This is a genomic window from Bradyrhizobium pachyrhizi (assembly GCF_029714545.1).
Classification (GTDB): Bacteria; Pseudomonadota; Alphaproteobacteria; order Rhizobiales; family Xanthobacteraceae; genus Bradyrhizobium; species Bradyrhizobium pachyrhizi.
Map to the genome: position 1 here is coordinate 5,651,467 of NZ_CP121667.1, position 23,693 is coordinate 5,675,159.

General features: G+C 65.4%; 23 protein-coding genes. 8 read left to right on the plus strand and 15 right to left on the minus strand.

Annotated features, from left to right (window positions below; genetic code table 11):
- Positions 1–104: 104 nt before the first annotated feature.
- A complete protein-coding gene (locus QA639_RS26795) occupies positions 105–1,721 on the minus strand; it encodes a S10 family peptidase (RefSeq protein ID WP_283087683.1) in 1,617 nt (538 codons plus the stop codon).
- Positions 1,722–1,884: 163 nt separating this feature from the next.
- Between QA639_RS26795 and QA639_RS26800 the strand changes: the two genes are divergently transcribed.
- From QA639_RS26800 to QA639_RS26810, 3 genes are all read left to right on the plus strand, one after another.
- Entirely contained in the window at positions 1,885–2,664 is a 780-nt protein-coding gene (locus tag QA639_RS26800) for an NAD kinase (RefSeq protein ID WP_028336174.1), read from the plus strand.
- Positions 2,665–2,767: 103 nt separating this feature from the next.
- Positions 2,768–3,313 (plus strand): response regulator, encoded by a 546-nt coding sequence (locus tag QA639_RS26805; protein WP_028336173.1) that lies wholly within the window; start codon positions 2,768–2,770, stop codon positions 3,311–3,313.
- 9 nt (positions 3,314–3,322) lie between these two features.
- Entirely contained in the window at positions 3,323–3,901 is a 579-nt protein-coding gene (locus QA639_RS26810; protein WP_050384756.1) for an Hpt domain-containing protein, read from the plus strand.
- 68 nt (positions 3,902–3,969) lie between these two features.
- On the opposite strand, the gene QA639_RS26815 is transcribed toward QA639_RS26810, so the two are convergent.
- The 10 genes from QA639_RS26815 to folE form a co-directional block, all read right to left on the minus strand.
- A complete protein-coding gene (locus QA639_RS26815) occupies positions 3,970–5,151 on the minus strand; it encodes a DUF2336 domain-containing protein (RefSeq protein WP_157346299.1) in 1,182 nt (393 codons plus the stop codon).
- Positions 5,152–5,314: 163 nt separating this feature from the next.
- Entirely contained in the window at positions 5,315–6,319 is a 1,005-nt protein-coding gene (locus QA639_RS26820; RefSeq protein ID WP_283087684.1) for a transglycosylase SLT domain-containing protein, read from the minus strand.
- A gap of 92 nt (positions 6,320–6,411) precedes the next feature.
- Positions 6,412–7,203, minus strand: coding sequence for a c-type cytochrome (locus QA639_RS26825; protein ID WP_028336169.1), 792 nt, complete (start codon positions 7,201–7,203; stop codon positions 6,412–6,414).
- Entirely contained in the window at positions 7,200–8,825 is a 1,626-nt protein-coding gene (locus QA639_RS26830; RefSeq protein WP_028336168.1) for a b(o/a)3-type cytochrome-c oxidase subunit 1, read from the minus strand. Before QA639_RS26830 ends, QA639_RS26825 begins: the two co-directional genes overlap by 4 nt.
- Positions 8,815–9,378, minus strand: a complete 564-nt coding sequence (locus QA639_RS26835; RefSeq protein WP_028336167.1) for a cupredoxin domain-containing protein — start codon at positions 9,376–9,378, stop codon at positions 8,815–8,817. Before QA639_RS26835 ends, QA639_RS26830 begins: the two co-directional genes overlap by 11 nt.
- Entirely contained in the window at positions 9,378–9,557 is a 180-nt protein-coding gene (locus tag QA639_RS26840; RefSeq protein WP_028336166.1) for a membrane protein, read from the minus strand. The genes QA639_RS26835 and QA639_RS26840 overlap by 1 nt, the downstream gene beginning before the upstream one ends.
- Before the next feature lie 10 nt (positions 9,558–9,567).
- Positions 9,568–10,818: a c-type cytochrome gene (locus tag QA639_RS26845; RefSeq protein ID WP_428841064.1), complete on the minus strand. Its 1,251-nt coding sequence runs from the start codon at positions 10,816–10,818 to the stop codon at positions 9,568–9,570.
- 13 nt (positions 10,819–10,831) lie between these two features.
- A complete protein-coding gene (locus QA639_RS26850) occupies positions 10,832–11,443 on the minus strand; it encodes a c-type cytochrome (protein ID WP_080667172.1) in 612 nt (203 codons plus the stop codon).
- Positions 11,444–11,648: 205 nt separating this feature from the next.
- Entirely contained in the window at positions 11,649–12,077 is a 429-nt protein-coding gene (hisI, locus tag QA639_RS26855; protein WP_283087685.1) for a phosphoribosyl-AMP cyclohydrolase, read from the minus strand.
- Positions 12,078–12,105: 28 nt separating this feature from the next.
- Positions 12,106–12,786, minus strand: coding sequence for a GTP cyclohydrolase I FolE (folE, locus tag QA639_RS26860; RefSeq protein WP_028336162.1), 681 nt, complete (start codon positions 12,784–12,786; stop codon positions 12,106–12,108).
- 240 nt (positions 12,787–13,026) lie between these two features.
- Here folE and QA639_RS26865 point away from each other — a divergent pair, with 240 nt between their 5' ends.
- A complete protein-coding gene (locus QA639_RS26865) occupies positions 13,027–13,473 on the plus strand; it encodes an iron-sulfur cluster assembly scaffold protein (protein ID WP_157346303.1) in 447 nt (148 codons plus the stop codon).
- Positions 13,474–13,547: 74 nt separating this feature from the next.
- Here the strand turns inward: QA639_RS26865 and QA639_RS26870 are convergent, their stop codons facing one another.
- Positions 13,548–14,474, minus strand: coding sequence for a COG3904 family protein (locus tag QA639_RS26870; RefSeq protein WP_283087686.1), 927 nt, complete (start codon positions 14,472–14,474; stop codon positions 13,548–13,550).
- Positions 14,475–14,756: 282 nt separating this feature from the next.
- On the opposite strand from QA639_RS26870, the gene yidD reads away from it, so the two are divergent.
- On the plus strand, positions 14,757–15,068 hold the full coding sequence (gene yidD / locus QA639_RS26875; RefSeq protein ID WP_028336159.1) for a membrane protein insertion efficiency factor YidD: 312 nt from the start codon (positions 14,757–14,759) through the stop codon (positions 15,066–15,068).
- Positions 15,069–15,193: 125 nt separating this feature from the next.
- On the plus strand, positions 15,194–15,361 hold the full coding sequence (locus QA639_RS26880; RefSeq protein WP_016843922.1) for a hypothetical protein: 168 nt from the start codon (positions 15,194–15,196) through the stop codon (positions 15,359–15,361).
- A gap of 82 nt (positions 15,362–15,443) precedes the next feature.
- On the opposite strand, the gene QA639_RS26885 is transcribed toward QA639_RS26880, so the two are convergent.
- Positions 15,444–16,580 carry an MFS transporter gene (locus QA639_RS26885; RefSeq protein ID WP_283090625.1) on the minus strand — a complete coding sequence of 379 codons (1,137 nt, stop codon included), beginning with the start codon at positions 16,578–16,580 and terminating at the stop codon, positions 15,444–15,446.
- Positions 16,581–16,686: 106 nt separating this feature from the next.
- Entirely contained in the window at positions 16,687–17,997 is a 1,311-nt protein-coding gene (locus QA639_RS26890; RefSeq protein ID WP_050384751.1) for a COG3904 family protein, read from the minus strand.
- 227 nt (positions 17,998–18,224) lie between these two features.
- Here QA639_RS26890 and thrS point away from each other — a divergent pair, with 227 nt between their 5' ends.
- Together thrS and QA639_RS26900 are read left to right on the plus strand one after the other, a co-directional pair.
- Positions 18,225–20,273 carry a threonine--tRNA ligase gene (gene thrS, locus QA639_RS26895; protein ID WP_157346305.1) on the plus strand — a complete coding sequence of 683 codons (2,049 nt, stop codon included), beginning with the start codon at positions 18,225–18,227 and terminating at the stop codon, positions 20,271–20,273.
- A gap of 84 nt (positions 20,274–20,357) precedes the next feature.
- Positions 20,358–20,921: a nitroreductase family protein gene (locus tag QA639_RS26900; RefSeq protein ID WP_057019692.1), complete on the plus strand. Its 564-nt coding sequence runs from the start codon at positions 20,358–20,360 to the stop codon at positions 20,919–20,921.
- A gap of 114 nt (positions 20,922–21,035) precedes the next feature.
- On the opposite strand, the gene QA639_RS26905 is transcribed toward QA639_RS26900, so the two are convergent.
- Positions 21,036–23,519 carry a putative bifunctional diguanylate cyclase/phosphodiesterase gene (locus QA639_RS26905; RefSeq protein ID WP_050384749.1) on the minus strand — a complete coding sequence of 828 codons (2,484 nt, stop codon included), beginning with the start codon at positions 23,517–23,519 and terminating at the stop codon, positions 21,036–21,038.
- Positions 23,520–23,693: the final 174 nt, after the last annotated feature.

Consider the following 23,693-nt stretch of genomic DNA (forward strand, 5'->3'; position numbering starts at 1 on the left):
GAGTCCCGATCACAACACGAGCCGCGGCGCATGGGTCCCGGCTTTCGCAGGGACGACGGCTGCGGGCATGGCGCAGCTGACTTTATCCAAACTGCCACGCCCCCTCACTTCATCAGCGCCTCGACCTCCTTGCGGAACGCCTGGCGCGAGCCGTCGCGGGAGTAGAACATGTGGCCGCCGGGATAGACCGCGAGCCTGGTGCGGCTCGGGCCCGCGAAGGCCGGCAACTGATCGAGGATGATCTTCGAGGCGAAGTACGGCGTGGCGAGATCGAACAGGCCGTGGCCGACCAGGAGTTTCAGGTTGGGGTCGAGCGCCAGCGCCTGGCGAAGCTGCGTCACCGACTCCGCCGGATTGATGCCGTGACCGAACTCCCAGGCCTTGTTCACGCTTTCGCTGAGCAGATGATAGGAGCCGTCCGGCCGCCAGTTCAGCTTGCGCGTGGTGAGGTCGACGGCGGCGCTGGTCAACGGCGCCATCAGCGGGTCGCCGGACGGATCGTTGAAACGGAAATAGCTGGAATCCGGATAGGGATCGAAGCCCTCGATGGACGCGTCGTAGCGGCCGGTCACCTTGCCGTTCTTGCGATCGAACTCGCGGCGGAATTCGCCGATGTCGAAACGGCCGGCGAGCCTGCGGCTCACCGCCTGATCGATCCCGGTCAGGCTTGCGACCTTGTCGGCGAGCCGCGTGGTGGCCTCGGTGTCGGCCTGACCCTTGACGAGGTCGAGCAGGAAATCGCCGCGCGCGTAGCTCTCGACGTCGGCGAGATCCTCACGCGTCACCGGCCCCTTCGTCTGTCGCGCGACCGCGGTCATGGTCGGCAGGCTTGCGACATATTGCAGGAGGCTGGAGCCGGTATATTCGCGGAAATCGAGCACAGGCGAGATCAGCACCAGGCCGCGGACGCCGACGCCCTGCTGCATCTGCAGATTGCGCACCACCTTGGGCCCGCGAATGCCGCCATAGCTTTCGCCGACGAGATATTTCGGCGACGTCAGCCGGTCGTATTTCTCCAGCCAGCGGCGGATCACCAGCGCGACCGAATTGGCGTCGCCGTCGACGGTGAAGAAGCGCTTGCGCGCCTCCTCCGAGGTGGTGACGAAGCGGCTGTAGCCGGTGCCGACCGGATCGATGAAGACGAGATCGGTGAAATCGAGCCAGGTGTCGGCATTGGCCTGCAGCTCGGGCGCGGCCGAGGACACCGCGCCGTCGAACGGCAGCCGCCACGGCCCGACATTGCCGAATTGCAGCCAGGCCGACGCGGAGCCTGGACCGCCGTTGAACAGGAAGGTCACCGGACGGTTCGCCTTCTCGGCGCCGTCGAGCTGATAGGACGTATAGGCGATGTCGGCGAGCGGCTCGCCCTTGTCGTCGAACACGCGGATCGAACCCGCGGTCGCGCTGAAGTTCAGGGTGCGGGAAGGCAGCGCGACCGATTGCTTGGTCGTGGAGTCCGGCGGCAGGCGGTGTTGCTCGGCGGCAGGCGGATTGGCAGCAGTGCCAGCGCCGGGGCCGGCCTCGCCGCCGCGCCCTGCCCGCCCCTTCTGGCCGCTCGGGTTCTGACCACCTGGATTCTGGCCGCTCGGGTTCTGGCCGCCTGGGGCCTGCGCGCTCGGCGACGGCGATGGCTGCGGGACGTCATCGTCGGCTCGCGCCGCGGTCGCAAGGCAGGCCACCAGCAACGCCGCGGCGAGCCGTGTCGCAAGACTGTTAGCCATATCGTTCACTCCCTGCGCCCCGATTTACGCAATCCAGCAGCAAACTGCGCTAGTTTGGCGGCGCCGGCGTGGCATGCGGTCCGTTCCCGGACCATCTCGACAAGGCCGCCCGGGATGTATAGACGAGCGCGGCGTGTTCCGTGCCAAACGAGTTCGTGAGCGAATGGCCAGCTCCAAGCGGTATGACAAGATCGCCTTCGTCGCCAGCGCGAGCGTGGAAGCGCAGTCGGCGCTCGAGCAGCTGACGGAAATGTACGGCAACCATCTACCCGCGGATGCCGACGTCGTTGTCGCGCTCGGCGGCGACGGTTTGATGCTGCAGACGCTGCACGCCAACATGCGCAGCGGCAAGCCGATCTACGGCATGCACCGCGGCACGGTCGGCTTCCTGATGAACGAATATTCGACGCACGATCTGCGCACCCGGCTTGCCGCCGCGCGGGAGTCGCTGATCAATCCGCTGTTGATGCGCGCGACCGACATCCACGGCGCCGTGCATCTGCATCATGCCATCAATGAGGTCGCGTTGTTCCGGCAGACCTACCAGGTCGCCAAGCTGCGCATCCTGATCGACGAGCACGAGCGGATGCCCGAGCTGATGGCCGACGGCATCCTGGTGGCAACGCCGGCCGGATCGACCGCCTACAACCTCTCCGCCCAGGGGCCGATCCTGCCGATCAACGCGGCGCTGTTGGCGCTGACCCCGATCAGCGCGTTCCGGCCGCGGCGCTGGCGCGGCGCGCTGCTGCCGAATTCCGCCTTCGTGGTGATCGAGGTGATCGAGGGCGAGAAGCGCCCGGTCGCCGCGGTCGCCGACCATGACGAGGTCCGCGACGTCCGCCGGGTCGAGGTGCTGTCCGACAAGACGATCGCGATGCGGATGCTGTTCGACCCCGGCCACTCGCTGGAAGAACGCATCCTGCGCGAGCAGTTCGGCTACTGACGGCGCCTGCCCCTGCCCGGCAACCAATCATTAACCCCGGACGGGATATGGTTAACGTCGGGTAATACCGCATTGGCCCGGTATGCCCTATCAGGGCCGGACCATGTATCGCATCGACTTCAACAAGCTGCGATTTTTGATTTGCGACGACAATCCGCACATGCGCCGCATCCTGCGGACGCTGCTGCATTCGTTCGGCGCGCGCGAGGTGTATGAGGCCGAGGACGGCGCCACCGCGCTCGAGATGTATACGCACTACGTGCCCGACATCGTCATCACCGACTGGTCGATGCCGATCTTCGACGGGCTCGAGCTTGCGCAGATGATCCGGCAGCCGGAATCCAAGGGCAACCCCTACGCGCCGATCATCATGCTGACCGGGCATTCCGAGAAGCGCCGTGTCACCGTGGCGCGCGATGCCGGCGTCACCGAATTCTTGGCCAAGCCGATCTCGGCCAAGGGCCTCTACCAGCGCATCATGAACGTGGTCGCCAACCCGCGCCCGTTCATCAAGACCAAGACCTATTTCGGCCCCGACCGCCGCCGGAACACCACCAACACCTATATCGGCCCCGAACGCCGCGGCAGCGGCGAGGTCGAGGTGCTGCAACAACCGTCGCTGCTCGAAAAGGCGCGCTCGGCCATCTAGGACATCGCCATGGCGAAAGACAAACCCGGGACGATCGAGGTCAAGAGTTTCGGCACGCACCACGTCATCACGCAGCCCAATCCGCTGCGCAAGATGCTGCTGCGCGTCCCCGAGAGCGATCTCGACGATCCGGTCGGCCGCGCCGAACAGGCGCTCGCCGGGCTGTCGGGCGAGTTCAAGGAGTGGATGACGATCGAGGCCGACCGCCTCTCCGCCGCACACGCCACCGTGCTGCGCGAGGGCTTCAGCGACAAGACGCGCGAGGAGCTGTTCCGCGCCGCGCATGACATCAAGGGTGATGCTGCGACATTCGGCTATCCGTCGGCGGCCGCAGCCGCGGAGAGCCTGTGCCGCATCATCGAGCACGCGCCGGATCTCGGCGCCGTGCCGCCGCAGCTGATTGCGCACCACATCAACGCCGTGCAAGCGATCGTGCGCAACCGCACCAAGCTCGACACCGCGGTCGTCGCCGGCGTGCTGAGCAAGCAGCTCCGCGGCATCGCCGATGAATTCCTGACCCACGCCAACCGCGACCGTCCCGAGCACCTCGAGGCGATCCTCGCGCCGAGCATCGTGCCGGGCGAATAGCTGCGCGGCCGGCTGCTCGCATTGCGGCAGCCACTCAAGCATCCATCAATGGGAAGGAAACGCGGCCTTCAGGCCGCGATGAGATCGTCGTCGTAGGGCAGCACCGCGATCGCGTCTTCCGCGGCGAGCTCCTCGCAGAACATCCGCGCGTCCTCGCGGGCCGATTCCGTCGCGAAGCGGCGCAGCAGGATCAGAAGCGGCTCGGCCGCCGAATGATCGGTCTCGCAATGCGTCAGCACCCGCTCCACCATGCGGCGATGCAGCCGCGCCGCGCCGTCACCGCTGTCGACATAGCCGACCTCGTGGCTGGCCTCGAGCGCGACGCGGAACGCGGCGTAGGTGGATTCCGGCAAGCCGGCACGGCGCAGCAGCGCCTGCAGGCCGTTGCCGCCGCGGTCGTTCAACAGTGCGGAGACGCGGCCATAGGGCAGCCCGGACAGTTCGGCGAGCGCCGCCCCGAACAGATCGAGATTGCCCGACAGCAGCGCGCGCAGGATCAGCCCGGCGGTCAATTGCCCGGTGGCGCGCAGATGCGTGATCAGGTTCTGCATGTCGTCGCCGAAGGCGCGCGCGGCGATGTTCACCGTGGAGCGTTCCCTGGCCTCGCCGGCGATCCGGTCGGCCCGATCGCTGCCGAGCCAGTTTCGCGCGACGACGAACTGCGCCAGTGTGTCGGAGAGCTTTGCGACCAGCGCCAGCCGCGTTGCCGACGGCAGGTCTTCCAGCTGCAGCATCGATTCCCTGATGGCGGCGAGATGGCCGTGGCGCTCGACGATGCGATCCCAGGAGAACGGCGCGAGGCCGGCGTAAGGATTTTCGATCAGCTCCAGCGCGGCGGCCGCCGAGCCGACCTCGGCAATCGCGGCGGCGACGGAGGCCGGCAGATTGATGCGGCGCGCGATCGCGCACTGCATCTCGTCGGAGCCGGTGGCGACGATGTCGACGAGGTCGGCATCGATCAGGAGCGGTGAATGCTCCAGCACCGGCAGCGCGATCGCCGGCTGGTCGGCCGACAGCGCCTGCACGATCGCGGCAGGCGCGTCCGCGCTGCGCGCGAACACCTCGGCCATCGCCTGCCGTACCAGCGGCGACGGGTCGTCGAGCAGCATCAACAGCGCGCCTTCGGCTGCGATGCGGTCGTCCTCGGTGAGATCCGAGATGAGCCAGGCCCGGGCCAACGCCCGTGTTGCCTCTGCTCGCTCACCTGCTGGAGCGGTCCTAATCCAACTAATAAACTGCCGAACGATCATGGTCCTTCCGGCTTACGCAACGAAACGGCATCGACATACGACGCCACTGCAAGGAAAAATAAACCATGACGCTTAACAAAGGGTTCACCATAAACGTTTGGGATTATTGACGTTTCGTTAAAGCCATAACGACGCGCGGCTTCGCGCGCGCAGCAAGACAGCGCTAGCCGTTGCTGTAGGTGCCGCTCGGATCGCTGAACAGGTCAAGCCGCCCGGGCGCGCGGACCTTCGGCGTCGCCGACGCGGTCAGCGAAGCGGAATTGCCCCACAGCTCCTGCACCGCCGGCGAGATCGGCTCCGAGCGGTCGCCGGCCTGATAGAGCGAGCGGAAGGTCGGCGCCGGCTGCGTCGATGCCACAGCCGAGGTCGCAGCGACGGGCGCGGCCGACCGGGAGTCCGGGAAGGTCAAGAGATAGGACGCGGTGTCCATGCTCAGTGCCGTGGTAGGCGCGGCGCTTGCGATCGCGTAAGGCGACATGGCGTCGCCGCCCGCCGCCGCGAAGGCGGTGCGCGTGTCCTTGGAGTTCGCGGCCGCGGCGTACCGCGTGGTCAGCACCGAATAGACCTGACCGACGCTGCGCGCGCTGCCCGACCTGTCGTAGAAGATCGACTGGTTGGCGGCCGCCGCCTTCGGAAACATCGCGGCCGCATTGGCGCTCGGGCTGTCCTCGGCACTCGAGATCAGCTTGCCGGCGCCGCCGACGCCCATGAAGTGGGCCATGTAGAGTTCGGCATCGGTCGGACGGCGGCCGAGCTTGCCGGTAAGCTTGAAGCTGTTGGACTGCGTCAGCACCGCCGCCATCGAGGACGCCGCGTCCGGATCGTCGCGCAGCTTCATGACAGCGGCGCGCGCCGAGGGATCGCTGACCGAATAGCTGCCGTCGGAATTCCTGCTGATGGCGTCGGCATACTGGCCATAGCCGAGCTGGCTTCCGGCCTCCTTGACGGTGCCGAGCCAGGTCTGGTCGATGAATTGATAAAGTCCATGCGCCGACGAGGTCGTGGCGCCGGCCCGCGGATTGAAATTGGATTCCATCTTCGCGGTCGTGAGCAGGTATTCGAAGCTCGTGCCGGTGGTCGCGGCCGCCTGCTTGATCGAGCTCGCGACCTTCAGGCGCGAGGGGTCGACACCTGCCGAAGCCGTCGCGTTGAAGAGGTCGACCGCCATCTGTCCGGGTGCCTTGCCGGGTGCCGGCAATCGGCACCCATGTCCCGTCAAGGTGCCGTAATTATGGTTAATGGCGCGTTAATAGCGTCGGTTCAGGGCTGGGCCTCGTAGTAATGCGCGACCTGGTCGATCTCGTCGGCCGTCATCTGGCGCGCGATGTTGCGCATCTGCTGGCTGATGTCATTGCGGCGGGCTCCGGATGCAAAGGCCTCGAGCTGTGCCTTGATGTAGACCGCCGACTGGCCGCCGAGCCAGGGGCTTCCCGCCTTGTTGTCGACATCGCCGTGGCAGGAGCCGCAAGGCGCGATGTTGCGCATCGGGGCGCCCGTCACCACGATCACCGGCGCGGGACGCCCGGTATCCAGATTGTTCGAAGGCACCCGCGGCAGATAGGCGTAATAGGCCGCAACGTCCTTCATGTCCTGATCGCTCATCGCCGCGGCGAACGGGCTCATCACCACGCTGACCCGAGCGCCGGTCTTGAAGTCGTTCAGTTCCTTGTAGGTCACCGCGGCAAATTGCCCGGCGAGGTTCGGTGAATGGGCGTCGCTGACGCCCTGCGGTCCGTGACAGATCGCGCAGCGCTGCGCCAGCGTTGCGCCCCGCCCGATCGAGACCTGATTCACCTTGGTCAGCATTTCCGACGTCATGACGACATTGGACGTCTTGAAATCCGGCTTGATGCCGGTCTCCTGCACGGCGGCACGCGGAACGCCGGCCGCGCTGCAGATGGCATCCCAGACCCCCGCAAGCTTCAAATTGGGTTGCGCCAGCGGCAACCAGATCAGGCCTGCGACGGCCGACAACACGGCGATCGCGGCCGTGATGCCGACGCTGGCGCCGAACCACGGATTGCGCAGCGAGAACAGCGGCTGGTCGCTCATCGGCCTGCTCCGACATAGACCGCGGGCACGCTGGTCTCGTTCAGCGCCATCAGCTGTGCGATCGGGAAACCATAGTTCACCACCGTGAGACCAACCATCAATGCGAGCCACAGGCCGAATGAGTTGAGCGCGACCGGAATTCGCTCCGGCATGTGCAACGGCACCGCGAAGCGGTACGCACCCGCCTCGCCTCGCGCGCCGAACTGCCCGCGGATCAGCACCAGCAGGAACAGCAGGCCCGACAGCAGCAGGATGAAGCCGCCGATTGCCGACATCGTGACCGACAGGGCCTGCGGCGAGATCGCCGGGTTGGCATAGTCGTAATAGGCCATGCGGCGCGGCATGCCGAGGATACCGACATAGTGCCACGGGAAGGTGGTCACGATCATGCCGATGAACCACAGCCAGAGCTGCGTGCGCATCAGGCCAAAACTGTCCAGCGCACGGTCGGTCAGATGCGGCCACAGATCATAGGCGATGGCAAAATACATGATCACGATGGCGCCACCGAAGATCAGGTGGAAATGGCCGGTGATCCACTGCGTGTTGTGCACGGTGGCGTCGAGCTGATAGCTCATGTTGATCAGACCGCCGGCGCCGCCGAAGCCGAGCATGACCAGCGACAGTGCCGTCGCCAGCATGATCGGATTGGACCACGGCAGCGCGCCGATCCAGCCGAAGGCGCCGCGGCCGCCACGCAGGCGGCTGGCAATCTCCGCCGACGCGCAGATCGTGAACACCGTGAGCAGCGTCGGCAGCGCGACGAGGCCGGTGAACACCGAATGCATGAACTTGAATCCGGCGCCGACCTGCGGGTCGGCAAACAGGTGATGCACGCCGATCGGCATCGCCACCACGACGAACAGGATGAACGAAATCCGCGCCATCGCGTCGCTGAAGAGCCGGCCGCCGATCGCCCGCGGGAAGATCGTATAATAGGCGATGTAGGTCGGGATCAGCCAGAAATAGACGATGGCGTGCAGCGTCCAGGAGAAAAAGACGCGGGCCAGCCCCGCATCGATCGTCGACTTCAGCCCAAGCGCCACGGGCAGGATCTGGAACAGGATCTCCAGCGCCGCGCCGACCGCGGTCCAGCCCCAGAGCAAAGAGCCCGCGACGTTGGCGTACATCGCAAGCGGCACCGGCTTGCCCGGGTTCTCGCGCTTCCAGATCACGAAATTGGTCACCATCAGCGCGACCCAGATCCATGAGCCGACCACAACCATGACGACGCCGATGTAGTAGAAGGGATTGCCGACCATCGGCGGATAGAAGGTGTAGAGTACCGAGGCGAGCCCGAGCGACACCGGGATCATCGCGACGACGGCACCGACGGCGACCAGGAAGAAGCCCACCCAGGCCCAGCGCCGTCCAACCAGCTCTTTCTCGAGCGAGGCTTCGGTGATCGCGTAACCGAATCCCATCGCAATCAGCGTCGGGAATACGTATCCCATCGCCGAGCCATGGGCGGTGACCGAGCGATAATAGAATTCCGGATTGAAATGCCAGGCGTTCAACGGGCTGCGGACAAACATCTGCCAGGCGCCGAGCACCAGCGCGACGCCGAACACGATGAAGGCAAGCCAGAAATGCGCCGCGATCAGCCGCTTGTTAATCAACACAGGTCAGCCTCCGCTTCGCTGCCGCCATGTCACGGAACGCAGCCTTGTCGATCACCTTGACCTTGCCCCACATGCCCTGGTGGCCGATGCCGCAGAATTCCTGGCACGGCATCACGTGATCGCCCGGCGCCTTGAAGCGCACCGGCAGGTCCGTGACGTAGCCCGGCACCAGCATCGTGTTGATGTTGGTGCCCTCGATCAGAAAACCGTGGACGACATCGGCGCTGGTGGCGCGGAAGGTGATCGGCGTTTCCGCGGGCACCACGATGCATTGCGGTGTGAAGGAATATTGCTGGCCAATCGCGCGCACGGTGACCGATCCGTCGGCCTGCATTTCGCTGCCGAGATTGCTCTCGACGAATTCGCCCGACAGATGCAGCGTCTTGGGATCGGCGGTTTCGACCCGGCCCTGCGGCATCGTCGCCTGATGGATGCCGATATAGGTCGCCATGCCGACCAGGACGCCGACAATGACGATCGACAGCGTCGCCCAGCGCCGCTCGATCCGTGCGGCAACGGCCTCGCCGAGGCTGTGATCGGTCTCGCTCGCCATCAGGGAACGCTCCGCGGCAGGAAGACCAGCAGATAGAAGGCAAACCACAACCCGACCACGACCGCCGTCGCAATACCCGCGACCGCGACCGCGCCGCCCGGACCGGCGCGCACGATGGCCTCGACATCATCGTCTTCCGAGCCCGATGCCGGCGGTTGCGGCGAAGACGAGTTGATCATGATCGCACCCCTAGTTCAGCGTTGCTGCCCGCAGTTCGTTAGCCTGCCGCGCCGACACCGGCTCGCCGCGATTGCCCCAGGCCGTTCGAATGTAGGTCACGACAGCCGCGACCTCGTCATCCGACAGCTTCTGCGCGAACGGCGGCATGCCGTGGGGCATCGGATTGCCCGACGTCCCCGGCGGATATCCGCCATTGAGCACCATCCGGATCGGGTTCACCGCGGAGACCATCTGGATCGACTGATTGCCGGCAAGCGGCGGATAATCCGGCGGCATGCCCTGCCCGGTCGCGCCATGACAGCTTGCGCAGTCGCGGTCATAGATCGACTTGCCAAAGGACAGCAGCAGACTGCTCTCGGCCGACGGCAGCGAAGTCGACGCCTTCTCCGGAGGACCGCCCTGCGCAAGGCCCTTCAGGTAGACCGCCATCGCGCGCGCATCATCATCATTGAGATATTGCAGGCTGTTGTAGACGACCTCGGCCATCGGCCCGTACACGGCGCCCTTGGCGGACACGCCCTTGCGCAGATAGTCGACGATCTCCTCGATCGTCCAGTCGCCGAGCCCGGTCTCCTTGTTGGAGGTCAGCGACGGCGCGTACCAGTTCTGCATCGGGATCAGGCCGCCCTCGAAGGCCTGCGACTGCTTGCTGCCGCCGAGCGCATTGATCGGGGTGTGACACATCCCGCAATGACCCAGCCCCTCGACCAGATAGTTACCTCTGTTCCACTCTGCCGACTTCGTTGGATCAGGCTTGAACTCGCCTTCCCTGAAGAACAGCGTGCGCCAGCCGAGGATCAGCGAGCGGTTGTTGAACGGGAATGTCAGGTCATGCGGCTTGTTGAGCTGCCTGACCGGCGGCACCGTGCGCAAATAGGCGTAGATCGCGTCGCTGTCCTCGCGCGTCACCTTGGTATAGGAGGCGAACGGCATCGCCGGATAGACCAGGCCGCCATCGGGGAAGCGGCCATTGTGCATCATCTGGTAGAACTGATCGGAGGTCCACGTGCCGATCCCGGTTTGCGGGTCGGGCGTGATGTTCGACGTGTAGAGCGTGCCGAATGGCGTCTTCATCGGGAGGCCGCCGGCGAAGGTCTTGCCTTCGCGCGCGGTGTGGCAGGCGATGCAATCGCCGGCGCGTGCGAGATACTCGCCCTTGGCGAGGACGGCCGGATCGGCCGCCTTCTGCTGCGCCGAAGCCCCAATTGGCGACAATGCCAGCATCAATCCGACAAGCAGTCCTGTTAAGGTTCGCGACATCGGCACGATCCCTTCAATGCGGTTCGCTGCCGCATTCGAGCGGCATCGGAAGACTGCCTCGCGGCGCGAAGGATGGATCCGCCGGCGCCGGACGCGAGGACAGGTAGGCAGCCACCGCCTTCACATCGTCCTCGGTCAGCAGGCTCGCGACGATCTGCATGCAATCGGGAGCGAACGCGGTCCGCGTGCCGTAGCGCCAGCCGCCGAGCTGGCCGCTGATATAGGCCGCGCGCAGGCCAAGCAGGCCGGGAATGCCGGGCTCCATGCCGCCCAATGTGGGACCATGGCAGGCTGAACAGGGCGGAATGCCGTGCTGCGGATCGCCGTTCTTCACGATCGTCTCGCCGCGCGCCAGAATCTCCTTGCTGTCGACCGGCGGGACGGGCGGCGGAAATGCCGGCCTGAGTGAGGCGAAATATTCGGCGATCTTCTTCAGGTAATCGTCGGTCTGAAACTCCAGCAGGTAGTTCATCGGCGGATATTTCCGCCGTCCATCCCGGAATGCGACGAGCTGGTTGTAGAGATAGCCCGCCGGCTTGCCGGCCAGCCGCGGGAAATAGGCGTCGCTGGTGCCCTCGCCTTCGGCGCCGTGACACGGCGCACAGGCAAGGACGCGCGCGGCCATCGTATCGGGTGCGCGCTCGGTTGTTTGCGATTGCGCTGCACCGATCGGCAACACAACCCAGGCGAGAAACCCAACAAGCGGTATCAGACGATGCGCCACAACTCACCCCCAGCGCGACGACGATGTGCAATTACTTGCACACAGCCGAACAGGAGGCAACGCAGTGCACCACTTCGATGCATCGCATTTGATCTAGGTCAACGCTCTATTTGCGATAGACCTGCGCCGGATCGAACAGCTGCTCGGCGTCGACAAAGGACAGGCTGACATTGCCGCCCTCGTCCTTCACCGCGCGATAGAAGCAGGAGCGCCGTCCGGTGTGGCAGGCGGCGCCGATCTGCTCGACCTTGATCCACACCGCGTCCTGATCGCAATCCATCCGGATCTCGACCACGCGCTGGGTCTGGCCCGAGCTCTCGCCCTTGCGCCACAGCGCATTGCGCGAGCGGCTGAAGTACCAGCCCTCGCCGGTCGCGATCGTCTTGCGCAGGGCTGCGTCGTTCATATGCGCGACCATCAGCACGTCGCCGGTCGCGGCATCGGTCGCGACGCAGGTCACAAGGCCTGCCGCGTCGAACTTGGGCTGGAAGGCCAGCCCCTCCTCGCGGTCGTGATCGTGGGTCGCTGCGGACACGGAAAACCTCGCTCGGGAAAATGCGAGGTTACCGGTTCGGTCCTCGCACCAGGGACAGGAAACGCTGCTGCTCCGCCGGATTGTCGCGGAACATGCCGGTGAAGCGGCTGGTGAAGGTCGATGCACCATGCTTGGCAACGCCGCGCACCGACATGCAGGTATGCTCCGCCTCGATCAGCACGGCAACGCCGCGGGGCTTCAGCACCTCGTCGATCGCAGCAGCGACCTGCGCGGTGAGATGCTCCTGGGTCTGCAGACGGCGGGCGAAGATGTCGGTCAGCCGCGCCAGCTTGGAAAGGCCGACGACGCGCTCCACCGGCGTATAGGCAATATGCGCCTTGCCGTAGAACGGCATCATGTGATGCTCGCACTGCGAGGTGAACTCGATGTCGCGGACGAGGACGAAATCGTCGTAGCCGGCGGTCTCGCCGAAGGTGCGGTTCAGCACCTCGGCCGGGCACTGGTGGTAGCCCTGATAGAGCTCGTCATAGGCCTCGACGACCCGGCGCGGCGTGTCGAGCAGGCCCTCGCGGCCGGTGTTCTCGCCGATATAGGCGAGCAGCGTCTTCACGGCGTCCTCCGCCTCCGCCCGCGACGGGCGCGGCTGGTCGGCACGAACGGCCGCCGTCATGAATTCTGAGGGGTCGAGCTCGCCGGGCTTGGCGTCGGCCGGCTTGCTGGGGCGAATCGATTTGATCAAGGCGTCCATGTCTTCTCCGTTCGACCGGCCCTCGGATTTGACCTTGGTCCGGATGTGTCACCGGGCAGACGGGGCGGATGGTTCGACCGCCGGGCGCCTGAGTCCCATAATTGTAGCACCGCCGCGGCGGAGGTGGGCCGCGGTGGCTGCATGGCCGGGCTATGTTTCCGACGTTGCCGTCCATATATAGGACGGTGCAACCCAGCCGCCAAGAGCGCCCGGCACGGCCGGAACCAGGCATCTGTCCCCATGCTGAACGACATTTACAACAAGCGGATCATCGAGTTGGCCGGCAATATTCCGCGCCTCGGACGGCTGGCCGACCCGGACGCCAGCGCCACCGCCCACTCCAAATTGTGCGGTTCGACCGTCAAGGTCGACCTCAAGATGGACGGTCCCGTGGTGACGGATTTCGCCCATGACGTGAAGGCCTGTGCGCTCGGCCAGGCCTCCTCCTCGATCATGGCGAGCCGGGTGGTGGGCTCGACCGCGGACGAGTTGCGCGAATTGCGCGAGACGGTCCGCAAGATGCTGAAGGAAAATGGCCAGCCCCCGCAGGGCGGCAAATGGGCCGATATCGCGCTGCTCGAGCCGGTGCGCGACTACAAGGCCCGCCATGCCTCGACCATGCTGACCTTCGATGCCGTGGTCGATGCGATCGGCCAGATCGAGGCCAAGGCGTCGCAGCCGGCGTAAGATTCCACCTCGAGGTCCCCGATGCGCAATTGCGCATCAGAGGTCCGCTTACGCATCCACGAACGAGACGAAGCTTACTGCGCGGGCTGGACCGGCGCCGGCGCTGCGCTGCCACCGGTCGGCACCACGGCCTCGGCGGTCTTGGTCGCCCTCGCCGCCTGCGACGCCTCGCCCTCCATCGCGCTGCTCACGAAGCGATCGTTGTTCTTCGGATTCGCCTCGGCGACGGGAATTGCGTTGTCCTTGGTGTTGTCCTGCCGCGGCAGCACGTCGGCAACCGCCTCGGTGGTGATGAGATTGGTCAGCCGCAATTCGGCCGTCGACAACTCGTGCAGGTCCTCCCACGGCGGCACGCTGAGCGAGAGCGCCAGCAAATCCCCCGCGCCGCCCATATCGAAGGTGTACTTGGCAAGACGGCCGATATCGCGCTCGACGATCATCAGGTCCTGCGCGGTGTAGCTCGCGGCCTTGGCGTCGTCAGCGCGATCGCCCATCCAGATCTGATGCACGCGGACATGGGCGGCCGGCGGAACATAGCGCGTCTTGCCCGACAACAGCAGGAACACGCACATCGACTCGCAATAGGCATCCGGCAGAACGCTCGCGCGGCCGCTCTGCGCGGCCTGATTGACGACGCTGGTGCCGACCGTGGTCAGCACGCCGAGACCGCGGAAGCGGCGGCCGAGCGCGATTGCGTCGTTGACCGAGCCGCCGCTGGAATCGAGCACGATGGTGGCGCCGTTGAGCTGGCGGCCGCGCGCGAACTCGTCGAATTCCCTCGGACTATCGGCCGTGATGATACCGACCGCGGACACCCAGCCGCGGCAATTCGGCTGGCAGGCGATCCAGCTGAACTTCATCGGCAGCTTGCGCTCTTCGAGGGTCGAATTGGCCTGCGCGGAACCGCCCGCCATGGCGGCGGTGCCGGAAACCGCGAAGCAAAGAGCAACGGCGCCGGTAAGCGCCCAACTGCGCAACGAGAGCGACTTGACGAGCCTCAATTTGGTTCCTTCCCCCAAGCCCTTGGTGATGCGAGCGGTGGCAATGGCCCCATGGCAATGCGCCACGATTCTGTCAGCGGCGCGTTATGGGAACGGTAGCGCTGCTGACCCGGACCGTCCATAGAGCCCTTGCTGCAGCGCCATCGGTGCTGTGCAATAATAACGAACTGTGGCGTAAATATCTGCAACAAAACAGTTCCTTGGCTTGGAACCCCCGCAAGACTACGTACATACTTGCGTATGCCGCCGACAGACCATTCAACGACACACCATCCACGATGCATGGACTGTGCCAGCACCATGCGCCGCTTGCCGCGCAACCTCGGCCGCGCCCTGATCTGGATCTACCGGCACACGCTGTCGCCGCTGGTCGGCTACAACTGCCGGCATCTGCCGACCTGCTCCATCTATGGCGACGAGGCGATCGAACGCTTCGGCCTGTGGGGCGGCGGCTGGATGACGCTGGCAAGGCTGCTGCGCTGCCAGCCCTGGGGCACATCCGGGATCGATAATGTCCCGCTGACGAAGCCGCCCGGGGCACGCTGGTACCTGCCCTGGCGCTATGGCCGCTGGCGCGGCGTCAACGAAGGCTGACGCGGCGTCAACGACAATTGATCGATTGCTGCGGCACGTCCAAGCGCGGCGCGCATTGCTGCCCGGCGGAACTGTGGCGATAGTTGGCGCATTGTTTCATTGCCCCCCTTGGGGAGGAAACAACAATGCGCTGGAAAATCAGCCACAACGGTCATGATCCCCGGCAGATCGACTTGCTGGCCGTGCTTGCCTTGCTCGTCGTGATCGTCGCCGCCTACGGCTACTTCACCCACAATCCGAACAAGCCGAGCACGACGGCGTTCATCGTGCCCAGTCAAAGCGTGAGGTGGTGACGCGCAGTCGAGTTCCCGGATGTTCCTCACGCGGATCGTTGCTTGGGATGCTCTCGCGAACACAAGCGTGAAAGCCAACCGTTCACTCGGCCGCGGCGGTTACAGCCGTCCGTCGCGGCCGCGTGATGACCACGACCGCAAGCGCCGCCGCGACGAAGGCCGTGGCCACGTAGCCCGCGCTGTGCAGCCATTCGCGGGCGAACAGCAAGCCACCGATCGCGGAGCCGATGGCCTGGCCGATATACAGCACCGAGGTATTGAGCGAGACCGACGCCGAAGCGAGCGCCGGAGCAGCACCGACCAGGCGTACCTGCTGCATCGAATTGGTCGACGCAAAGCCGAGGCCCCACACCGCGACGGAGGCGGCCATCAGGGCGTAGGCGCCGGCGCTCAGCGCCCAGCCGGCGACGCCTGCGAGCAGCAGCACGGTGAACAGGACCGAGGTCTTCCAGGCGCCCCAGGAATCCACCACGCGCGTTGCGATCACGATGCCGACGAACCCGAAGATGCCGTAGAGCGCGAACACGATCCCGACGGCGTCCGCATTGGCGCCGGTCAGCTTGGCGAGCAGCGGCCCCATGAAGGTGAACACCACGAACTGGCCGGACATCTGCAGCGTCGTGATCGACAGCAGCAGAATGACCATCGTATTGCGGCCGAGATCGACCCAGGTTCGGAGATCAACCGGCGCGCCGTGCAATCCGCCTGGCAGCCGCCACCACAGCAGCAGGGAGCTGACGAGCCCGGTCAGCGCGATCGCGCCATAGGTCGCGCGAAAGCCGTAGCGGCTTGCGATGAAGGTGATCAGCGGCAGCCCGATCGCGGCGGCCAGCGACCAGCCGAGGAAGATGTAGGCAATCGTGCTGCCGCGCTTCTCCACCGGCACGATCAGTGCCGCGGTGCCTGCCGCCTGCGGCGTGTAGAGCACGCCGACCGCGAGCATCACCAGCCGAATGATCAGGAGGCTGTCGTAGTTCGGCACGAAGGCAGAAGCAGCATTGGTCAGGGTCAGCACCAGCAGCGTCGCCGTCAGCAAGGCCCGCCGCTCGGTCCGGCTGGTCAACCACGCCGTCACCGGCGAGCCCACGCACAGCACGATCGCGCCGAAGGTGATCAGGAGACCCGCGGTGTGGATCGTGACGCCTAGTCCGTCGGACAACTCCGCCAGCATGCCGGCCGGCGCGAGCACCGAGCAGCCGGTGACGATGTTGCCAAGCATCAATGCGGTGGGAGCGAAGCGTTTCACGCCGCGTTGTTAGCAGACGCCGAGATCGATGCAACTGCATCTAAATGCATGGCACCTGATCGAACGGCGCCTCTTGCGCTCATGGCGACGGCGATGCCGCCGGCACCGCACTGACGCTCGGCGACACGGCGGCCGGCAACGGGCTCGCAGGCTTCGGACCAGCGGTCGCCGCCGGGCATGATGCCAGAAGCTGCGTCCAGCCCCGCTCCAGCCCGGTGGTGCCGATATCGAATGTCGCAAGGCCGGACTTGGTGTCAGACTTGACGTCAGACTTGGCGTCAAGCTTGGCGTCAAGCTTGGCGTCGGCTGCCGGCGGGCTTTCGCCGATCTGCAGATGCGGGGCCGCGAGCATCGCCTTGACGGTGTCCGAGGTCACCGCCTCGCTCCAGACCTCGTATTTGCCGAACCGCGCCGACCGGCCGAATGCGACGGTTCTGGTCGCGCCGGCCATCATCACCACCGTGCCCTTGCCGGCTGCCCCCTCCTCGAACTCGCGCACGAACATCAGCCGCCCGCGATCCTTGCTCTCGCAGAACAGCCGCCACTCCATCATGCGGAACGCGCTGCCGTCGGCTCTTTTCTGCTGCACGATCTTGCGAACATAGGGCCGTGTCTCCTTCTCCACCGCCCAAAGGGTTTCCGGCAGCGGCCGCGTATCGATGCCGAATCGATAGAGCTCCGGCCGCGTCAGCACGTGCAGGTCCTCGAACTTCACGGACTTGATGAGGTCGCTGAGCTCATGGCTGATGCCCATCGCCGCGAGGAATACATTGCGGTCGCGATCGGCGCTCACCATCTCGCGCCGCCTGAAGTCCGCGACGACCTGCGCAGGCGGATGCCCGTGGACGACGAACATCAGCTTGGAGTTATGCACCGCGAGCACCGAATCGGGCGCCACTTCGCGGCTGGTCGCGCCCAGGAACAGATAGGCGCAGGCCGAGACGCACATCGCGTTGCGCGTGGTGAGTTCGGCCTCGACCTCTCCCTTGGCGGCCTTGATCTTCAGGCAGGCGGCGTCAATCTGTGTGCCTGTGGAACAGGCCGGCACGATAGTACGGCCGACCCGGGCGATTGCCTTGTGCGCGCGCAGGAACCGCGCGATCCCATAGGACTGCTCGACGTTGCCGCCCGGCGAATGAAGGTAGATCGGAAGCTGCCTGTCCTTGTTGGCAAACAGGAAGGTGCGAATCCGCTGCGCGGCTTCCCGATCGATCTCGCCTTCGATCGCGATCCAGCGATCGCAGCCGGCGCCGCAGGCGTTCGCCGGCCCATGGGCGAGATAGATGGTCAGCTTTTTCGCAAATCCGGCCTTCTGGACCGGTGTTTCTTCCGCCCGCAACACGCCCGGGATCAGAAGCAACGCCACGAAAAACAGGAGACGGGAAAACATGAACCTTGCGGATCGCGCGATGGCGGAAAACGGACGCCGGACGTTAGACGATGATCGGCAGCGTCGCAACGATCCGTGGCGTCAGCTGCGGCCGAGCCTTGTTCAAATCCGTGCGGCCGGAGGCCCATTTTCTTGATATTGCCGGATTGCAGGCGTCAAATCCCCTGCTATACCGCTGCTTTCCGCTTACCTGCGCTCGTTCGCAGGAGTGAGCTACAGGAGACACCATGGCCGATACGCCACCCAAATCCGAATCCGGATTCCAGTACAGCCTCTCTAACCTCAAACCCGCAGAACCCGTGAACAAGATCGCCCTCACCTTCCCTGATGGAGCGAGGCGCGATTTCCCGAGAGGGACTACCGGTCTCGACATCGCCAAAGGCATTTCGCCCTCGCTCGCCAAGCGCACCGTCGCGATGGCGCTCGACGGCACGCTTGCCGACCTCAATGATCCGATCGAGGCCGACGCCAAGATCGAGCTGATCGGCCGCGAAGACCCGCGTGCGCTGGAACTGATCCGGCACGATGCCGCGCATGTGCTGGCGGAGGCCGTGCAGTCGCTGTGGCCGGGCACCCAGGTCACGATCGGCCCGGTGATCGAGAACGGCTTCTACTACGACTTCTTCCGCAACGAGCCGTTCACCCCGGAAGATTTTGCCGCGATCGAGAAGCGGATGCGCGAGATCGTCGCGCGCGACAAGCCGTTCACCAAGGAAGTCTGGGATCGCGAGAAGACCAAGCAGGTGTTCCGCGACAAGGGCGAGGCCTTCAAGGTCGAGCTGGTCGACGCCATTCCCGGCAACGAGCCGATCAAGATCTACTTCCAGGGTGACTGGTTCGATCTCTGCCGCGGCCCGCACATGACCTCGACCGGCAAGATCGGCAACGCCTTCAAGCTGATGAAGGTGGCGGGCGCGTATTGGCGCGGCGACTCCAACAATCCGATGCTGACCCGCATCTACGGCACGGCATTCGCCAAGCAGGAAGACCTCGACGCCTATCTCAAGCAGATCGAGGAAGCCGAGAAGCGCGACCATCGCAAGCTCGGCCGCGAGCTCGACCTGTTCCACTTCCAGGAGGAAGGCCCGGGCGTGGTGTTCTGGCACCCCAAGGGCTGGACCATCTTCCAGCAGCTGATCGCCTATATGCGGCGCCGGCTGCTCGGCGATTACAACGAGGTCAACGCCCCGCAGATCCTCGACAAGGCGCTGTGGGAGACCTCGGGCCATTGGGACTGGTACCGCGAGAACATGTTCGCGGCGCAGTCCGCCGGCGACGAGGCCGAGGACAAGCGCTGGTTCGCGCTGAAGCCGATGAACTGCCCCGGCCATGTACAGATATTCAAGCACGGGCTGAAGAGCTACCGCGACCTGCCGTTGCGGCTCGCCGAGTTCGGCGTCGTGCATCGCTATGAGCCGTCGGGCGCGATGCACGGCCTGATGCGGGTGCGCGGCTTCACCCAGGACGACGCCCATGTGTTCTGCACCGAGCAGCAGCTCGCCGACGAGTGTCTCAAGATCAACGACCTGATCCTGTCGACCTACGCCGATTTCGGCTTCGACGGCGAGCTCACGGTCAAGCTCTCGACGCGGCCGGAGAAGCGGGTCGGCACCGACGAGATGTGGGATCACGCCGAGCGCGTGATGGCGACGGTGCTGTCGGAGATCAAGGCCAAGGGCAGCAACCGCATCCGGACTGAGATCAATCCGGGCGAAGGCGCGTTCTACGGACCGAAGTTCGAGTATGTGCTGCGCGACGCCATCGGCCGCGACTGGCAGTGCGGCACGACCCAGGTCGACTTCAACCTGCCGGAGCGGTTCGGCGCGTTCTACATCGATCACGACGGCTCGAAGAAGGCACCCGTCATGGTGCACCGCGCGATCTGCGGTTCGATGGAGCGCTTCATCGGCATCCTGATCGAGCACTATGCCGGCAACTTCCCGCTCTGGCTGGCGCCGACGCAGCTCGTGGTCACGACCATCACCTCCGAAGGCGACGAGTACGCCAAGGTGGTGGCAGCCGCCGCGCGCCGCGCCGGGCTGCGGGTCGAGATCGACCTGCGCAACGAGAAGATCAACTACAAGGTCCGCGAGCACTCGCTGGCCAAGATTCCGGCCCTGCTCGTCGTCGGCAAGAAGGAAGCCGAAACCCATTCGGTCTCGGTCCGCCGCCTCGGCAGCGAGCGGCAGACCGTGATGCCGACCGATGAGGCGATCGCCGCGCTGGTGGATGAGGCGACGCCGCCCGACGTGAAGCGGGCGCGATCCGTCGCCTGATCTTCAAAATCGGTCTAAACTGGCTTTCATTGGCTTGGTCGTGCTCCCATCTTGGGGGCACGACTCCCCTTGAAGGACAATTCCGTGCCCGATGCCATTGAACTCCTGAAGACGCGCCGCTCGATGAAACCGCGCGAGATGACCGGCCCGGGCCCGTCCGCAGCCGAGCTCGAGACCATTTTGACGATCGGCGCGCGCGTGCCTGACCACGGCAAGCTCGCGCCCTGGCGCTTCATCGTGTTCGAGGGCGATGCCCGCGCGCGGGCCGGCGACGTGATCGCAAAGGTCTTCGCCCGGAAGAATCCCGGCGCGCCGGCCTCCGACATCGAGGTCGAGAAGAAGCGCCTGACCGACGCGCCGCTGGTGATCGGCGTGGTCTCCTTCACCAAGCCGCACCCGAAGGTGCCGCCGTGGGAGCAGGAATTGTCGGCGGGCGCCAGCGCGATGAACATCGTCACCGCGGCGACCGCGCTCGGCTACGGCGCCTGCTGGCTGACCGGCTGGTTCGCCTTCGACCGCGACGTGCTCGACGGCCTCGGCCTGAAGCCGGACGAGAAGCTCGCCGGGCTCATTCACATCGGCACCCCGACCAGGCCGAGCGAGGACCGCCCGCGCCCGGCGCTATCGGATATCGTGACGCGGTTCTAGGGTTACAGCCTTGTAGCCCGCATGAGCGCAGCGACATGCGGGACGCTCGTCCCGGGTATCGCTGCGCTCACCCGGGCTACGAGGGCCCTCGGGCTTGGCAATCGCAGAAGCGACTCAAGCCGCCTTCGACGCACGCTCGGCAAAGCCGCTCAGCAAGGCCGCGATCTCGCCGGCCGGCCTCGCCGCGCTGAACAGAAATCCCTGCACCTCGTTGCAACCTTCGGCGCGCAGCCAGTCGAGCTGGTCTGTCGTCTCGACCCCTTCCGCGGTCGTGGTGATCCTGAGGCTGCGGCCAAGGCCCGAGATCGCGCGCACGATCGCGAGGCAATCGGAGCGCCGCGCCAGATCCTTGACGAAGGAGCGGTCGATCTTGATCTTGTCGAACGGGAAGCTGCGCAGATAGCTCAGGCTGGAATAGCCGGTGCCGAAATCGTCCATCGAGATGCTGACGCCCAGCTCGCGCAGCTGATGCAGGATCGCGAGGTTGGCCTCGGTCTCCGCCAGAAACACCGACTCGGTGATCTCGAGCTCGAGCCGCCGCGCCGGCAGGCCGGAATGCGCCAACGCCGAGATCACGGCCTGGACCAGATTGCGGCTGCGGAACTGCACCGGCGACAGATTGACGGCCACTTTCACATCGGCGGGCCACTTGATCGCCTCGGAGCAGGCTTCGCGCAATACCCATTCGCCGAGCGCGACGATCAGGCCGATGTCTTCGGCGACCGGGATGAACTCTGCAGGCGAGACCATGCCCTTCTGCGGGTGCCGCCAGCGCAGCAGCGACTCGAAGCCAGAGATACGGTCGGCTGCGATATCGACCAGCGGCTGGTAGTGCAGCTCGAACTCGCCGTTGCTGAAGGCCGCGCGCAGATCTCGCTCCATGTCGCGGCGCTTCTGCGCCTGCTGATCCATCTCCGGTTCGAAGAAATGATGCACGCCGCCGCCCTCGGACTTGGCGCGGTACAGCGCCATGTCGGCATTGCGCATCAATTCTTCCGACGTCGTGCCGTCACCCGGTGACAGCGCGATGCCGACGCTGGCGCCGACCACGACCTCGAGCCCGTCGATGTTGTAGGGCGCGCTCAGCGCTTCGATCAGCCGTTCGGCGAAAGCGCTCGCCTCGTTCGGCGAAACGTCGGCCGCAAGCACGATCGCGAATTCGTCGCCGCCGAGGCGGGCCGCCACGTTGTCGTCGCGGACCACCTCGCGCAGCCGCTCCGCCACCAGCTTGAGCAGCCGGTCGCCCATCGGATGCCCGAAGGAGTCGTTGACGTTCTTGAACAGGTCGAGGTCGATGCACATCACCGCGACGCGCCTGTTGCCGCTGCGGCCGCGCTCCAGCGCCTCGCGCAGGCGCTCCTGGTAGAAATCGCGGTTCGGCAGATTGGTGAGACCGTCATGGTGCGCCATGTGCGCGATCCGCGCTTCGGCGGCGCGGCGCTCGGTGATGTCGACCACCGCGACCAGATAGCCGTCGCGGCCCTCGAACGCCACCTTGCGTCCGAAGGTCAGCACATGGATCTCACTGCCATCGGCCCTGATGTGCCGCCAGTCGCGGCTCGATTGATAGACGTCGCCGATCTCGCGCAACGCGGCGCTGTGCACGCTCCACTCATCCACCGGCCAGATCTGGCGCAGCGTCATGCCGAGAAACATTTCCCGGCTGTAGCCATAGTGCTGAACGGCGGCGTCGTTGACGCTGAGAAATTCCATCGTGCCGGCGTCGAACACCCACATCGGCATCGGGTTGTTCTCGAACAGCAGGCGGAACGACAGCTCGCGCTGCTTCAGCGCGGTGACGTCGGAGACGGTCAGCGACAGCATGTCGCCGAACGCCGTGACGCCGAGCCGCAGGCAGCGATCGCCGCTGTCGATCTCGAACTGCCCGCCCGGGCCGCCGCCGACAAATCCACGCAGACGGCTCATCACCGATGACGCCGCAAGCGGGTTGCCGCCGGCGCTGAGCCGACGCCACAGCAATTCGGTCGCAGGCTGCATCAGCAGCCTTGCGGCGCCCTGGTTGAGATGCACGATCTGGAAGTCGGCCGGCTCGCCGCGCGCATCGCGGATCGCGGCGAGCGACAGCACGCCCTCGTCGGTGGCCGAGAAAATCGTATCGAGCAGATTGTACTGCGCATTGCGCTCGTTGACGTAGACGCCGACCAGGATACCGCCCCAGCGCGACCGCGTCGGCAGCGCCAGCACGTCGAAGGTACGCACCAACCCGTCGCGGACGCAATGTGCCGACGCCAGATAGGGCCGGCAGTTCTCGCGCGCGTTTGCGGCGGCTTCGGTCAACGCGGTGGCGCAATCCGGCGGCAGGGCGCTGAGCGGAATGTCCCAGCGCTCGTCGTTCAGCCATGTCTGGACATAGCGGCCGGCGTGCGAGACGCTGAGCACGCCATCGACGCTCCGCAACAGCACGATATGATCCGCGAGCCGGCCGAGACTGCCGAGCATCACGTCTTCATAGTGCGGCAGCTTTTCGCCGGGACGGACCGCGGCCTGCCACTTGCGTTGCAGAACCGGTACGTCGGCGAACATCTCGGAATTGAATTTGGCCGATGCTTTTGCTGATTTCTTGTTGGCCATGACCATGGCGCGCCCCACGCAAACACTAGTCCCCACGACATCCAAGTCATGCCGCGGCTTAACGTCATGTAAAAATTAGGCAGGCCCGGCATCGCCGCGAGCGATTATGACGGCTCAAATTCGCGCGATGGTTAGTTCACATTAGAGACTATGACAGCTGCATGAAATGCGGGCCAGTCG